The following is a 14055-nucleotide window of genomic DNA, read 5'->3' as shown; positions in this document are numbered from 1 at the left end:
GGGGAGGGGATCAGACGCGCTCGACGATGGTGGCGATGCCCATGCCGCCGCCCACGCAGAGGGTGATCAGGCCGTAGCGCAGGTCGCGCCGCTCCAGCTCGTCGATCACGGTGCCGAGCAGCATCGCGCCGGTGGCGCCGAGCGGGTGGCCGAGCGCGATCGCGCCGCCGTTGACGTTCACCTGGTCGGCGCGGAAACCGAGTTCGCGGATGAAGCGGAGGGCGACGGCCGCGAAGGCCTCGTTGATCTCGACCAGGTCGATGTCGGCTGCGGTGAGCCCGGCCTTGGCGAGCGCCTTGCGGGTGGCCGGGGCGGGGCCGGTGAGCATGATGGTCGGCTCGGAGCCGGAGACGGCGGCGGAGACGATCCGGGCGCGCGGGCGCAGCCCGTACCGCTCGCCGACCTCGCGGTTGCCGATGGCGACCAGCGCGGCGCCGTCCACGATGCCGGAGGAGTTGCCCGCGTGGTGGACGTGGTCGATGGCCTCCACCCAGTGGTACTTCTGCAGGGCGACGGCGTCGAAGCCGCCGGCCTCGCCGATCGCGGCGAACGAGGGCTTGAGGCCGGCCAGGGTCTCGACGGTGGTGCCGGGGCGGATGAACTCGTCGCGCTCCAGCACGACCAGGCCGTTGCGGTCGCGCACCGGGACCACCGAGCGGTCGAACAGGCCGTCCGCCTGGGCCTTGGCGGCGCGGGCCTGGGACTCGGCGGCGAAGGCGTCCACGTCGGTGCGGGAGAAGCCCTCGATGGTGGCGATCAGGTCGGCGCCGATGCCCTGCGGGGCGAAATTGGTCTCGTACGCGGTCATCGGGTCGGCGAACCAGGCGCCGCCGTCGGAGGCCATCTTGACCCGGGACATCGACTCCACGCCGCCGGCCAGGACCAGGTCCTCCCAGCCCGAACGGACCTTGGCGGCAGCCAGGTTGACGGCCTCCAGGCCGGAGGCGCAGAAGCGGTTCTCCTGGACGCCGGCCACGGTGTCCGGCAGGCCGGCCGCGATGGCGGCGATCCGGGCGATGTCGGAGCCCTGGTCGCCGATCGGGCTGACCACCCCGAGCACGATGTCGTCGATCGCAGCCGGGTCCAACTCGGGGAAGCGGCGGCGGATTTCGTGGATCAGGCCGACGACCAGGTCGATCGGCTTGGTGCCGTACAGCGAGCCGGTGGCCTTGCCCCGGCCGCGCGGGGTGCGGATCGCGTCGTAGACGTACGCTTCGGTGGTCACGATGGGACTGCCTTTCGGGGCGGGGGGATGGCGTCGGGCTCGGCGGAGGAGGCGGACCTCGCGAACGGGGTCGGTGGTCAGCGGTCAGCCGAGGATGGAGCGGCCCACGATCTCCTTCATGATCTCGGTGGTGCCGCCGTAGATGGTCTGGATGCGACCGTCGGTGAACGCCCTGGCGACCGGGAACTCGCTCATGTACCCGTAGCCGCCGTGCAGTTGGAGACAGCGGTCGGCGGTGCGCTTCTGCAGTTCGGTGGCCCACCACTTGGCCATCGAGGCGTCGGCCGGGGTCAGCGCGTAGCGGTTGTGCTCGGTGATGCAGCGATCCACGAAGGTCCGGGTGACGGCGCACTCGGTGGCCAGTTCGGCGATCTCGAAGCGGACGTGCTGCAGCTTGGCGAGCGGGCGGCCGAAGGCCTCGCGCTGCTTGACGTAGTCGGTGGTGATCTCGACCAGGTACTCGGCGCCGGCGATCGCCGCGGCCGCGATGGTCAGCCGCTCCTGCGCGAGGTTCTGCATCAGGTGGACGAAGCCGCCGTGGAGCTCGCCGAGCAGGTTCTCCTTCGGGACGCGGACGTCCTCGAAGAACAACTCGGCGGTGTCCTGGGCCTTCTGGCCGATCTTGTCGAGGTTGCGGCCGCGCTCGAAGCCGGGCGTGCCGCGCTCGACGGCCAGCAGGCTCAGCCCGTGCGCGCCGCCCTCCGGGGTGGTGCGGGCGACCACGATCACCAGGTCGGCGAGGATGCCGTTGGAGATGAAGGTCTTGGCGCCGTTGAGCAGGAAGTGGTCGCCGCGGTCGACCGCCTGGGTGCGGATGCCCTGGAGGTCGGAGCCGGTGCCCGGCTCGGTCATCGCGATCGCGGTGATCAGCTCGCCGGAGCAGAAGCCGGGCAGCCAGCGGCGCTTCTGCTCCTCGGTGCCGAGCGAGGTGAGGTAGGGGCCGATGATGTCGTTGTGCAGGCCGATCGCCAGACCGGAGGCGCCAGCCCGGGCGAACTCCTCGGCCAGCACGGCGGCGTAGCGGAAGTCCGGGGCGCCGCCACCGCCGTACTCCTCCGGGACGGCGATGCCGAGCAGGCCCTGGCGGCCGGCCGCGAGCCAGACGGAGCGGTCGACGATGCCTGCCTTCTCCCAGCGGTCGTAGTGCGGCAGCACCTCCTTGGCGAGGAAGGCCCGTACGGTGGCCCGGAAGTCGTCGTGCTGCTCGGTGAAGATCTCGCGCTGCAACGCTACTCTCCTTGTTCTGCTGGGGAGTCGGGCCCGGCGGAGCCGGGGGCGGAGGGGCCGAGGGAGGGCACGCCCCAGTCCCGGGCCACCTCAGCGGTGTCGGCGCCCGGTTGGGCGGGCGGGCGGCGCAGTGCGCCGGGGGTGGCGGAGAAGCGGGGGGCAGGGGCGGGCTGGGTGACGCCGTCCGCCTCGACATAGGTGCCGCGCGCCGACAGGTGCCCGTCCACGGCAGCCTGACGCATCGTCAGGACCGGTTCCACGCAGGCGTCGGAGCCGGCGAAGACGGCCTCCCACTCGGCCCTGGTCCGGGTGGCGAAGCGGGCGGCGATCAGGGTGCGCAGTTCGGGCCAGCGGGCGAGGTCGTACTGACCGGGCGCGTCCGGGCCCAGTTCCAGCAGGCGGGCGAACTCGGCGTAGAAGCGCGGCTCCAGCGCGCCGACGGCCAGGTGCCCGCCGTCGGCTGCGCGGTAGACGGCGTAGAACGGCGCGCCGCCGTCGAGCAGGTTGACGCCCCGGTGGTCCTGCCAGTGGCCGGCGGCGAGCAGCCCCCAGAGCATGCTGCCGAGGTGCGCGGCGCCGTCCACGATCGCCGCGTCCACCACCTGGCCCGCGCCGGTGGCCCGGGCGTGGTGCAGCCCGGCGAGCAGGCCGACGACCAGGTAGAGCGAGCCGCCCGCGTAGTCCCCCAGCAGGTTGGCCGGGATCCCGGGCGGCTCGTCGGCGCCGCCCGACGCCGCCACCATCCCGAGCACTCCGGCGACCGCCGCGTACCCGAGGTCGTGCCCGGCGGTCGTGGCCCGCGGGCCCTGCTGCCCCCAGCCGGTCATCCGGCCGTAGACCAGCGCCGGGTTGCGTGCCAGGCAGGCCTGCGGGCCGACGCCGAGGCGCTCCGCGACGCCGGGCCGGTAGCCCTCGATCAGCAGGTCGGCCCGCTCGACCAGGTCGAGCACCCGCCCGGGCCCCTCGGGCGACTTCAGGTCGATCAGCACCGAGCGCTTGTTGCGGTTGGTGAGGTCGTGGGCCGGGTCCGTGCCGAGCGGTGACGGCTCCGGCCGGTCCACCCGCACCACGTCCGCCCCGAGGTCCCCCAGCAGCATCGCGGCGAACGGCCCCGGACCGATCCCGGCCAGTTCCACCACCCGCACACCCGCCAACGGGCCGCCGGCTCCCGGTAGGCCCGGTCCGCCCGGCACGTCCGGCACATCCCGCACGTCCGGTACACCTGTCGCGTCACGCACTGGCCGCAGAACCCTTTCGGGGTTTGACAGTAAAGCTGTAACACTCGGGATGATAGAGAAGCGACCCATCGGTAACAAGACCTCCGGGCCTGCCCCTCCCCCGCTGGACCCGCGGGCGGGAAAATCACCGGACACCTGTCTGTGTAACGGTCTAAGGTGCGAATCAGCCATTACGAAGCCATGGCCGACGACAGCAACCGCCACGAGCGACAACCGGGGAAGCACACCATGACCACCGCCCAGCACCACACCACCCGCACGGTCGTCACCACCTCCGAGCGGCTGGTGCTCACCCTGCCCCAACAGGGCGACGCCGAGGCGCTGTTCGCCGTCCACGGGGATCCGGAGACCAACCGGTACAACCCGCACGGGCCGCAGCGGGACCTCGCCCAGGCACAGGAGATGCTGGACGGGTTCGTGGCCGACTGGCCGCGCGACGGGGTGGGCTACTGCGCCGTGTCGACGCGGGAGGAGCCGGAGACGATCATCGGGTACGCCGGGCTCTACCTGCACACGCTCGACGGGGAGCGGGTGTTCAACCTCTACTACCGGTTCCGGCCGTCCGCCTGGGGCCGGGGGTACGCGGCGGAGGCGGCCCGGGCGGCGATGGCGGAGGCCCTGCCCCGCTTCCCCGGGATCCCGGTGATCGCCCTGATCCGGGCGGACAACCTGCCCTCCCGCCGGCTCGCCGAACGGCTCGGGCTGGTGGCGGACCCGGACGGGCGGGTCGACGAGGAGGACCGGCTGATCCACCGCATGGCTGAGCCGAAGGCCTGAGCCGCAAGCCCGAGCCGCAAGCCCGAGCGGCAGGCCCGAACCGAGGGCCCGAACCGCAGGCCCGAACCGGCGCTTCCTCGCTCCCCCCGGCGAGGATCCCCCGCCGGGGGGAGCGGGATCCCGCTCCGGGCGGAGGACCGGGACCGGAGCGCGGAGCGACCGTGGGGGCATGAGAATCAACGAAGGCGCCGTACGGTCCGGGGCAGCGTGGACGGCGGTGGCCGCGACCGGGCCGTACCTGACGCTCAAACTGCTGTGGCTGACCGGACACCCGGTGGGGTCGGACGATCCCGGCGAGATGGACAAGCTCTGGCTGCTGAACCTGCTCACCTTCGGCATGGACGCGATCGCCGTCGCCCTGGCGCTGGCCTTCGTCCGGCCGTGGGGGCGGCGGGCGCCGGCCGGGCTGGTGGCGTTCCCGATGTGGGTGGCGACCGGGCTGCTCGGCACCATCCTGGTGGCGCTGCCGCTGTTCCTGCTGAGCGTCCTCGTCCTGGGCCCGGAGCACCGCACCGACCCGGACGACAAGGGCCTCGGCGGCTGGGTCTTCCTGGTCGTGTACGGCGGATTCACGGTGCAGGGCCTCGCGCTGCTCACCGCCTTCGCGCTCTACGCCCGGCAGCGCTGGGCCGGGCTGCTGACGGACCGGATCGGCGACCTGCCGCGCTCCGCCACGCTGACCGTGCAGCGCACCCTCGCCTGCGTCGCCGCCCTGCTCGCCGTCGGCGTGGCGGCGGCCCGGCTGTACTGGGCGGCGGGCGGCACCGCCGGGCTGCCGGTCGACATGGCGGAGACGCGCAGCCGGGGCGTGGCGGTGATGGACGGCGTCACCGCGGCGATGGCGGTGGCCGCGGCGGCGGCACTGCTGGTCCTGGTCTTCCGGATCGAGCCGCGGCGGCGGCTGCTCGGGCCGCTGCTGGTGGCCTGGACGGCGGCCGGCTCGCTGTTCGGCTGGGGCAGCTGGCAGTTGGTGGCCTTCGGGACGACGACGACCCGGGTGACCGACCTGCGGAAGGCGGTGCCCGGGCTGCTGCCCCTGGTGCAGACCGCCCAGGTGGTGACCGGGGTGCTGATCCTGGCCGTCGGCGCGATCGCGCTCACCGAGCGGGCGGCCCGGGAGCGGGCAGGCCGGGAACGGGCAGGCCAAGCACGGGCAGGCCGGGCACAGGCAGCCCAAACACGGGAAGCCCGGCAGAGCGCCGCTGACGTAGAGTCACCCAGGTGATCACGGGGGCGGGCACGCGACTGCGGCGTGCGGCAGGGGCGATGGTCGGACGGCAGGCCAGGTTGCGCTGGGTGCACCTGGTGCTGGGCGGCGCGCTGCTGATGCCGTACTGGCTGCTGTCGGTGGTGATGCTCGGGGCGCTCAACCCGGCACAGGGACCCGCTCGTCAGACCCTGCTGCAGTTCCTGTCGCTGTTCACCTCCCTGCCGATGGCCGCCGTCACCGCGCTGCTGCCGACCGTCCGCGGTCTGGAGGGCGCGGCCGCCCGGGCCCTCTGCTCGACCGCGCGGCCGGAGGAACTGGCCACCGGACCCGCCCGGTCGTGGCCCGCTCGGTGGCGCACCTCGCTCTGGTTCGTCCTGCACCTCTTCTCCGGCGGGGTCGTCGCCGGGATGACGCTGGCCGGGACGCCGTTCGCGATCGTGCTGATCCTCAACATCGGCGGCGCCCGCGACCTGGCACGCTTCTGGGAGGACCGTTTCCCCGGCTGGATGCTCACCGGCCCCGCCCTGGGCCTCGCCGTCCTGCTGCTGATCCTCCTCGCCAACGCCGGCTTCGGCGCACTGCTCGCCCGCTGGGCGTCCGCCCTGCTCGGCCCGACCCCGGAGGAACGATTGGCCACCGCCGAACGCCGGGCCACGGTGCTCGCCCAGCGCAACCGGCTGGCCCGCGAACTGCACGACTCCGTCGGACACGCGCTCAGCGCGGTCGGCATCCAGGCCTCGGCGGCCGCCCGGGTGCTGCGCAGCAACCCCGACTTCGCCGCCGAGGCACTGCAGGCGATCGAGGAGACCGCGCGGGCGGCCGTCGCCGAACTGGACACCGTACTCGGCCTGTTGCGCGAGGAGGACCCGGAAGCCAACGGGGCGGCAGGACCGGCCGGGCCCACCCTCGCCGGGCTGGACGACCTGCTGCGCCAACTCGCCCGCACCGGGGTCACGGTGGACGCCGAACTGGCCCCCGGCCTGGCCGCTCTGCCCGAAGCCGTCTCCCGCGAGGCGTACCGGATCGTGCAGGAAGGCCTGACCAACGTCCTGCGGCACGCCGGAGGCGTCGCGGCCGGACTGCGGGTCGGGCTGGCCGGCGGCCGGCTGGAGATCGAACTGACCAACCCGATGGGCCCCGGCCGCCCGAGCCGCCCCGGCGGCGGACGCGGACTGCGCGGGATCGGGGAACGCGCTGCCGCCCTGCACGGCGGCAGCACGGCGGGACCGGACGAGGACGGGACGACGTGGCGGCTCGCCGTCTGGCTGCCGGTGGCAGGATCCGCATGACGCACGAGGGGGACACGGTGAACGACAGGGACGCAGCGGACGCAGTGAACGGCGGGGCCACAGTGAACGGCGGGGACGGGGACGGCGACGCAGTGAGCGACGGGCGAACGGGCACCGGCGGGAACGGCCCGGGCCGGGCCGCGCCCGCCATCCGCGTGGTGATCGCGGACGACGAGCGGCTGGTCCGGATGGGCCTGCGGGTGGTCATCGACGCCGAACCGGACCTCACCGTGGTCGGCGAGGCCGCCGACGGGGCCGAGGTCGTCCCGCTGGTGCGGGAACTGCTGCCGGACGTGGTGCTGATGGACGTCCGCATGCCCGGCATCAACGGCATCCGCGCGACCGAGCAGCTGGTCGGCGGGATGGCCGAGCCGCCGCGGATCCTGGTGGTCACCACCTTCGAGCACGACGACCACGTGTACGACGCGCTGCGCGCGGGCGCGGCCGGCTTCCTGCTGAAGCGGGCCCGGGCCGAGGAGATGGTGCAGGCGGTGCGACTGGTCGCGCGCGGGGACTCGCTGCTCTTCCCGGCGGCCGTCCGCGAACTCGCGCTGCGCCACGGCGCGGACCGCCGCCGGGAGGCCGAGGCCGACCAGGGGCCGATCGGACGGCTGACCGAGCGGGAGGGGCAGGTGCTGCGGCTGATGGCCACCGGGCTCAACAACGGCGAGATCGCCCGGCAGCTGGTGGTGAGCCAGGAGACGGTGAAGACGCACGTCGGCAGCGTGCTCGCCAAGCTGGGCGCGCGGGACCGCACCCAGGCGGTCATCGCGGCGTACGAGTCGGGGTTCGTCCTGCCCCGCTGACTGCCCGGCTGACTGCCCGGCTGAACACTGCGGAGGGGCGCGCGCCGGTCCGGGCACCGAGGAATCGCACACGGGTTCCACCGCGCCGGTACTAGCGAGTAGAGTTCGATTTTCCCCTTTGCCGTCCGATACCTCCCGTATCGCCTGGAACGAACTGGTGGCCGCATGACAGTCCGGACCCGCCCCGCGCTGTGGTGGCGCATGGGAATCGTGCTCTCGGCGGGCCTCGGCCTGTCCCTCGGGACCGCACCGCTCGTGTACTTCACGGTGCAGAGCAACGTCATCGTGCTCGGCTACTTCATCGGCGCGGTGTACTGGATGACCAAGCGCGGCACCGTGGACGCGCCCGCGCCCCGGCTGCGCGGCGCCGCCACGCTGTACATCCTGATCACCGGGCTGGTCTCGCACATCCTGCTGCAGCACGGCGCCAACCCGCTGCCCGGACTGGTCAGCGGGCCGGACCGGCTCGCGCACTGGTCGTCGTTCTTCCTGCACTACGTGACGCCGGTGATGGTGATCATCGACTGGCTGGTGCTCAAGCCCCGCAACGCGGCGGCCTGGAAGGACATCCCGCTCTGGCTGGCCTTCCCGCTGGGCTACGCGGCGATCGTGCTCACCCGCAACGCGCTGTTCGACGACTACCCGACGCCCTACCCCTACTTCTTCTTCGACCCGACCACCAAGGGCTACGGCTACGTCTGGGGCCAGATCGCCCAGCTGACCGTCGAGTTCGTGGTGCTCGCCGCGCTCGTCGTCGGCCTGGACCGGCTCGGCACGCTGGTCGCCGGCAAGCTGCGGCCCGCACCGCAGGCGTAGCCACGGCGAGTTGCCGACCTCCTGTCGACCTCGACGTTCACCCGCCCCGAGCCGATCACCGTACGGCCCGCGGCGGGCGCGCACATCATCGGGCCGGCGGCGGTGCTCAGGGGCCCGCCCTGAGCCCCGCCCGCCGGGAGCTCACCGAGGACGCCCGGAGCCGACGATCCCGGTAGCCCGCCGCCACCGGCCGGCTGGCACGACGCCGGGGCGGCCATATCGGGCAGCTGCCTCGGGTCCGCTACATCGGGTCCACCCCCCGCAGTTCGCCGTCCAGCTCCAGCCACCTGGTCAGGCCCAGGCCGCGCAGGAACGGCAGGTCGTGGCTGACCACGATCAGCGCGCCCTGGTAGGCGGCCAGCGCCTGGGTGAGCTGGCGGACGCTCGCGAGGTCCAGGTTGTTGGTCGGCTCGTCCAGCAGCAGCAGCTGCGGCGGTGGGTCGGCCAGCAGCAGGGCGGCCAGCGTCGCCCGGAACCGCTCGCCGCCGGACAGCGTGCCGGCCGGCTGCTCGGCCCGGGTGCCGCGGAACAGGAAGCGGGCGAGGCGGGCGCGGATCGCGTTGTCCCCGGCGGCGGGCGCGAACAGCTTGACGTTCTCCACCACGCTGCGCTCGTCGTCCAGCAGGTCGAGCCGCTGCGGGAGGTACCGCAACGGCACCGGAGTGGTGATCTCCCCTTCCAGTGGGGCGAGTTCGCCTGCGATGGTGCGCAGCAGGGTGGACTTGCCGGAGCCGTTGCGGCCGACCAGGGCGATCCGCTCGGCACCGCGCAGGTCGAGGTCGGCGGTGGTGCCGTAGGGCAGCCGGACCTTCTGCAGGGTGAGCACGGTGCGCCCGGCCGGGACCGCGGTGCGCGGCAGGTCGATCCGGATCTCGGCGTCGTCCCGCACGGCCTCCTCGGCCGCGCCGAGCCGCGCCTTGGCCTCCTCCAGCCGCTCGGCGTGCATGCCCTGGAGCCGGCCCGCGGTCTCCTGACCCTTGCGCTTGAGCATCCCGGCGAAGATGTACGGGTCGTTTCGGGTGACCGACCGCTTCTTCCCGTACGCGGCGCTGCGGTCCAGCCGGATCCGGGCGTCGGCCAGGTCCCGTTTCTGGCGCTGGACGTCGGCCTCGGCGTTGCGCAGCAGCCGCTCGGCCGTCTCCTGCTGGGCGGCGAGGGTGCGTTCGTACTCCTCGAAGTTGCCGCCGTACCAGGTGACGTCGCCGTCCCGCAGGTCGGCGATCTGGTCGACGTGGCTGAGCAGCTCGCGGTCGTGGCTGACGATCAGCATCACGCCGTTCCAGCCGGCCACCGTCTCGTAGAGCCGCTCGCGGGCGGCCCGGTCGAGGTTGTTGGTGGGCTCGTCGAGCAGCAGGACGTCGGGGCGGGCGATCAGCAGGGCGGCCAGCCGCAGCAACACAGCCTCGCCGCCGGAGAGTTCGCCGGTGGTGCGGTCGAGGCCGAGGCCGCGCAGACCGAGCCGGTCGAGCGTGGCGCGGGCGCGCTCCTCGACGTCCCAGTCGTCGCCGACGGCGTCGAAGTGGCGCTGGTCGGTGTCTCCGGACTCGATCGCGTGCAGCGCCTCGCGGGTGGCGCGGATGCCCAGTGCCTCGTCCACCCGGAGGGTGGTGTCGAGCGTCAGGCCCTGTGGCAGGTAGCCGAGTTCGCCGTCCACCCGGACGGTGCCGCCGGTGGGGGTGAGGTCGCCGGCGATCAGCCGCAGCAGGGTGGACTTGCCCGCGCCGTTGAGCCCGATCAGGCCGGTGCGGCCGGGGCCGACGGCGAGGTGGAAGCCGTCCAGGACGGGTTTGCCGTCGGGCCACTCGAACGCGAGGTCGGTGCAGAGGACGGCGGTGGTGGGTTGTGCCATGTAGGGACTCCCGGGGTGGTTGCCGAAGGGGTGATGAGCAACACGGGGAGACACCGCGGGTGTGGAACCGGTACGGCCGGAGGACAGGAGGGCGGAAGGAAGCGCCGGGGGGCCGTGACTGAGGTCGCACACACGCGCACCACGCGGCAACAGGGCCTGCGCGGCGGGGCGGTGTCCCGGGACCTCAGTAGAGCAACGGCCTTCTCCTTGTCTGGCTGATGACCCGGACCACGCTAGGACCGTCGGCGGACGTGTGCAACCGATTTATCGGACGCCGCGGCTCGGGCGGCACGCACCGGACGGCCACGCACCGGGCGGCGGCCGCGCACCAAGTGGCGCCCGGCGGAGGCCTGGTGCCGATCCGGTGCCGATCCGGTGACAGCCCCGTCCCAGCCCGGGCCGGATGTAAGGAGATTCTTATCCGCATGGCAGACTCCTCACCTGCCATACCTACGGCCCGCGGGCCGTACCCGCGGAACGGGCCGTATGGCAGTAGTCAACAGGGGGATTTGAACTCATGTCACCGATATCCCGGCCGAGCCGTGCCGTCCTGGGCGCATCCGTCGCCGCGCTGACCATGGTGGTCGCCACCGCCTGCGGCCCGGACAACAGCGACCCGGTCGGAGCCGAGACCGGCGCTCCCACCGTCGCGGCCAGCGCCTCCGGCAAGCCGGGCGCGGCCCCGATCAAGCTGCCCACCATCGAAGAGCTGAAGGCCTGGAAGCTCGACGACTGGGACAAGTGGGCGCAGGCGAACGTCATCACCCCGGCGGTCAAGGGCTACTGGACCCTGCAGAAGCTGCTGAACGCCAAGCCGAAGCCGCTGCCCCAGGCCCCGGCCCAGGACCCGACGCAGGCGCCCGCCCAGCCCACGGCGCAGCCGACCGCCCAGCCGACCGGTGCGGCCCCGGCCCAGCCCACCGCGGCCCAGCCGCCGGCCGGCCCGGACCAGCTGCCCGCCATGGTCCCGGCCAAGCCCGTGGCGCACCCGTTCCCGAAGAACACGCACGTCAACGGCAAGATCTTCTTCAAGGACGGCAACGAGGACTACGTGTGCTCCGGCACCGTCATCTCGGACCCGGAGCACCCGGGCAAAAGCAACCTGGTGTGGACCGCGAGCCACTGCCTGCACGGCGGCAAGGGCAACAAGTACTACACCGACATCACCTTCGCCCCGGCCTTCAACAGCAACGGCGTGCTGAGCGGCGCCGGCAAGCAGCAGGCCAAGGTGGAGGACGCCGAGCCGTACGGCGAGTGGGGCGCGACCGCCGGCATGGTCTCCCCGCAGTGGACCGCCGAGGCCGACCCGGAGAAGGGCGGCCCCTGGAGCCAGTACGACTTCGGGATCATCAAGGTGGCCAACCCCGACGGCAGCGCCAAGTCGCTGGAGGAGACCGTCGGCGGCTCCGTCCCGCTCTGGTTCAACGCCCCGCGTGACCAGCTCGCCTCGGTCAGCAACTACGGCTTCCCGGAGGGCAAGCCCTTCGACGGCGTCGAGCTGGAGCACTGCGACGGCGGCAAGCCGTCCAAGAAGACCGGCGACCCGAGCCGCCCGGCGATGCTGCTGATCGGCTGCAACATGACCGGCGGCAGCAGCGGCGGCGGCTGGTACGCCACCAAGGACGGCAAGCCGGCCCTGGTCAGCGACACCTCCATCGGCAACGGCGCGAACACCTACGAGGCCGGTCCGTACCTGGAGGACGTGGCCCAGCACATGTTCGAGTACTTCTCGAAGAAGGCCAAGTGATCACCGAGAGGTGATCCGCCGGGGTTGCACGCACTGACCCGGGGGCCGCGGCTGCCACAGCCGCGGCCCCCGGGCTTTTTTCGGCATGGGGCCCGCTCCTCCTACAATCGGCCTCATCATGAGCGCCACACTCGTAGTCAAGGACCTCAGCGCCGGCCACGGCGAACGCACCCTCTTCTCCGGCCTGGACCTGGTGGTCGCCCCCGGCGACGTGATCGGCCTGGTCGGCGTGAACGGCGCCGGCAAGTCGACCCTGCTGCGGCTGCTGGCCGGCCTCGACACCCCCGAGGGCGGCTCGCTGCGGCTGAGCCCGGCCGGCGCCAACGCCGGCCACCTGCCGCAGGAGCCGGAGCGGCGCGAGGGCGAGACGGTGCGCGACTTCCTGGCCCGGCGCACCGGCGTGGCGGCCGCGCAGGCCGCCCTGGACGAGGCCACCGAGGGCCTGGTCGAGGGCCGGGCCGGCGCCGACGACGCGTACGCGGCCGGCCTGGACCGCTGGCTCGACCTCGGCGGTGCCGACCTGGAGGAGCGCGCCGAGGAGGTCGCCGACTCGCTCGGGCTGAAGGTCTCGCTCGACCTGCCGATGACCGCGCTCTCCGGCGGCCAGGCCGCCCGGGCCGGCCTCGCCTCGCTGCTGCTCTCCCGCTACGACGTCTTCCTGCTCGACGAGCCCACCAACGACCTCGACCTGGACGGCCTGGAACGGCTGGAGGCCTTCGTCAAGGGCCTGCGTGCGGGCACCGTGCTGATCAGCCACGACCGCGAGTTCCTGGCCCGCACGGTGACCAAGGTGCTGGAGCTGGACCTGCACCAGCAGCAGGTCCACCTGTACGGCGGCGGCTACGAGGCGTACCTGGAGGAGCGGGCGGTGGCCCGCCGGCACGCCCGCGAGGAGTACGAGGAGTACGCCGACACCAAGGCCTCGCTGGAGGCCCGGGCGCAGATGCAGCGCAACTGGATGGAGCACGGCGTCCGCAACGCCCGCCGCAAGGGCAGCGACAACGACAAGAAGGCCCGCGCCACCCGCGCCGAGTCCACCGAGAAGCAGGCCTCCAAGGCCCGCCAGACCCAGCGGATGATCGAGCGGCTGGACGTGGTCGAGGAGCCGCGCAAGGAGTGGGAGCTGCGGATGGAGATCGCCACCGCGCCGCGCTCCGGCTCGGTGGTCGCCACCCTGAACGGGGCCGTCGCCCGTCGCGGCGACTTCGCCTTCGGCCCGGTGGACCTGCAGATCGACTGGGCCGACCGGGTCGCCATCACCGGCGCCAACGGCGCGGGCAAGTCCACGCTGCTGGCCGCACTGCTCGGCCGGCTCGAACTCGACGGCGGCAGCGCCTCGTTGGGCTCCGGCGTGGTGGTCGGCGAGGTCGACCAGGCGCGCGGGTCGTTCCTCGGCGGGGAACCTCTCTCGGAGGCCTTCGCCGCCGCCGTACCGGAGTTGTCGCCGGAGGACGTGCGCACCCTGCTGGCCAAGTTCGGCCTCAAGGCGGTGCACGTGCTGCGCCCGGCCGGCACCCTCTCCCCCGGCGAGCGCACCCGGGCCGCGCTGGCGCTGCTGCAGGCCCGCGGGGTCAACCTGCTGGTGCTGGACGAGCCCACCAACCACCTGGACCTGCCCGCGATCGAGCAGTTGGAGGCCGCGCTCGGCTCGTACACCGGCACGCTGCTGCTGGTCACCCACGACCGGCGGATGCTGGACACCGTCGCGGTGAACCGGCGGATCGAGGTCCGGGACGGGCGGGTGCACGAGCTGTAGGCCCGGTCCCGCACCTCGGCGGCGGTACGGCGGCACGGCGGCATCGCGGCACGGCGGCACGGCGGCATCGCGGAACGGCAGCACGGCGGCCCTGCGGGAATTGGTCTCGACCTCT

At 73.1% G+C, this 14055-nt stretch carries 11 protein-coding genes; 7 read left to right on the top strand and 4 right to left on the bottom strand.

Going from position 1 to position 14055, the window contains the following annotated elements; translation table 11 throughout:
- Positions 1-10 precede the first annotated feature (10 nt).
- The 3 genes from CRP52_RS25385 to CRP52_RS25375 all read right to left on the bottom strand — a co-directional run bounded on the left by CRP52_RS25385 (position 11) and on the right by CRP52_RS25375 (position 3654).
- The gene (locus CRP52_RS25385) at positions 11-1225 is read right to left on the bottom strand and encodes an acetyl-CoA C-acetyltransferase (RefSeq protein ID WP_097238501.1); all 1215 of its coding nucleotides are present in this window, start codon (positions 1223-1225) and stop codon (positions 11-13) included.
- An 84-nt stretch (positions 1226-1309) separates the two neighbouring features.
- Complete coding sequence (locus tag CRP52_RS25380) at positions 1310-2452, bottom strand: acyl-CoA dehydrogenase family protein (protein ID WP_097238500.1); 1143 nt, start codon at positions 2450-2452, stop codon at positions 1310-1312.
- 2 nt (positions 2453-2454) lie between these two features.
- Positions 2455-3654: a CaiB/BaiF CoA transferase family protein gene (locus tag CRP52_RS25375; protein ID WP_257033131.1), complete on the bottom strand. Its 1200-nt coding sequence runs from the start codon at positions 3652-3654 to the stop codon at positions 2455-2457.
- Positions 3655-3918: 264 nt separating this feature from the next.
- Between CRP52_RS25375 and CRP52_RS25370 the strand changes: the two genes are divergently transcribed.
- From CRP52_RS25370 to CRP52_RS25350, 5 genes are all read left to right on the top strand, one after another.
- Positions 3919-4467: a GNAT family N-acetyltransferase gene (locus CRP52_RS25370; protein WP_179852916.1), complete on the top strand. Its 549-nt coding sequence runs from the start codon at positions 3919-3921 to the stop codon at positions 4465-4467.
- Positions 4468-4636: 169 nt separating this feature from the next.
- Positions 4637-5692, top strand: coding sequence for a hypothetical protein (locus CRP52_RS38470; RefSeq protein ID WP_179852915.1), 1056 nt, complete (start codon positions 4637-4639; stop codon positions 5690-5692).
- A complete protein-coding gene (locus CRP52_RS25360) occupies positions 5689-6966 on the top strand; it encodes a sensor histidine kinase (RefSeq protein WP_257032850.1) in 1278 nt (425 codons plus the stop codon). Before CRP52_RS38470 ends, CRP52_RS25360 begins: the two co-directional genes overlap by 4 nt.
- Positions 6967-7058: 92 nt before the next feature.
- Positions 7059-7772 (top strand): response regulator, encoded by a 714-nt coding sequence (locus CRP52_RS25355; RefSeq protein WP_257032849.1) that lies wholly within the window; start codon positions 7059-7061, stop codon positions 7770-7772.
- Positions 7773-7937: 165 nt separating this feature from the next.
- The gene (locus tag CRP52_RS25350) at positions 7938-8588 is read left to right on the top strand and encodes a Pr6Pr family membrane protein (protein WP_097238495.1); all 651 of its coding nucleotides are present in this window, start codon (positions 7938-7940) and stop codon (positions 8586-8588) included.
- A 241-nt stretch (positions 8589-8829) separates the two neighbouring features.
- Here the strand turns inward: CRP52_RS25350 and CRP52_RS25345 are convergent, their stop codons facing one another.
- Entirely contained in the window at positions 8830-10437 is a 1608-nt protein-coding gene (locus tag CRP52_RS25345) for an ABC-F family ATP-binding cassette domain-containing protein (RefSeq protein WP_097238494.1), read from the bottom strand.
- 517 nt (positions 10438-10954) lie between these two features.
- Here CRP52_RS25345 and CRP52_RS25340 point away from each other — a divergent pair.
- Positions 10955-12184 (top strand): trypsin-like serine peptidase, encoded by a 1230-nt coding sequence (locus CRP52_RS25340; RefSeq protein ID WP_097238493.1) that lies wholly within the window; start codon positions 10955-10957, stop codon positions 12182-12184.
- A 118-nt stretch (positions 12185-12302) separates the two neighbouring features.
- The gene (locus CRP52_RS25335; protein ID WP_097238492.1) at positions 12303-13940 is read left to right on the top strand and encodes an ABC-F family ATP-binding cassette domain-containing protein; all 1638 of its coding nucleotides are present in this window, start codon (positions 12303-12305) and stop codon (positions 13938-13940) included.
- The last annotated feature ends 115 nt before the right edge of the window (positions 13941-14055 follow it).

The organism is Streptomyces sp. 1331.2 (assembly GCF_900199205.1).
Taxonomy (GTDB): Bacteria; Actinomycetota; Actinomycetes; order Streptomycetales; family Streptomycetaceae; genus Kitasatospora.
Note: the sequence above shows the minus strand (reverse complement) of the source record. Positions and strands in the feature narration are given on the sequence as shown.